Origin of the sequence: Bartonella sp. AP58NXGY (assembly GCF_042195785.1) — a bacterium.
GTDB lineage: Bacteria > Pseudomonadota > Alphaproteobacteria > Rhizobiales > Rhizobiaceae > Bartonella.
The window spans coordinates 1-890 of sequence record NZ_JBHIOY010000155.1; the positions used below are offsets into that span (position 1 = coordinate 1).

General features: G+C 48.4%; 1 pseudogene. It reads right to left on the reverse strand.

Features of this window, described 5'->3' with window-relative positions:
* Positions 1-890 (reverse strand): annotated as a pseudogene (locus ACFINC_RS10135) (hypothetical protein); the annotation flags it as partial.

The following is an 890-nucleotide window of genomic DNA, read 5'->3' on the forward strand; positions in this document are numbered from 1 at the left end:
CTCTTGACTGCTTCTGCACCAGCACTTACCGCTTGTCTATCAACACTTGTCGCCCGTTCTGCTGCTGCTTTTGCTTCGTTGGCTATTCGCGTTGCTTCTGTTGCACCCTGTTGGGCTTCTTCCGCCAAGCCCTTCGCCTCAGATGCCGTACTCTTAGCTTCTCTTGCTTCTGTTAATGCTGTCGCCGCTGTAGATTTCGCTTCCGTCGCAATGGTCTCCACCCTTTCTGCCTTAGCCTTTGCTTCTTCTGATAAGGTCTTCGCTTCTCCAGACTTCGTCAATGCTTCTGAGGTTTGTTGGCTTATCTCATCTCCTTGCTGCTTGGCTGTATTGGCTGTCGATAATGCCGTTTCTGCAACGCTTTTAACATCACCTATCGTTTGCTTGACTTCATCACAAGCATTCTTGCTTGTCTGTGCAAGGTTCTTTGCCTCTTCTGAAACTGTTTTAGCTTCCTCAGAAATTCCCTTGGCATTATTGGCTGTACTGGACGCTGTATCCGCCGTGGCTTTCGAAGCAGTTGCTTCTCTCAACGCTTGTTCTGAAATCTTTTGCGCCTCTGTAGATGCCGTCGTCGCTTTTTCTGCTAAGCCTTTAACTTCTTCAGAAAGATTCTTGACTTCATTGACTGAGGTTAGCGCATGAGTGGAGGCGTCTTTGGCTTCTGTTGCTAGCTGCTTGGCTTCTTCACAAACTCTTTTACTGTCTTGCGCAACTCTCTCGGCTTCCTCTGTTTTCTTCTGAACGGATTCTGCTAAACCTTTGCTTGCTTCTTCGCCTTCACGAACCGCTTGTCTATCGGCTTGCAATGCCTGCTCTGCTGTTACCTTCGCTTCATTGGCTATTCTAGAGGCTTCTGATGCTTCTTGTTGCGCTTGCTCCGCTTTTGC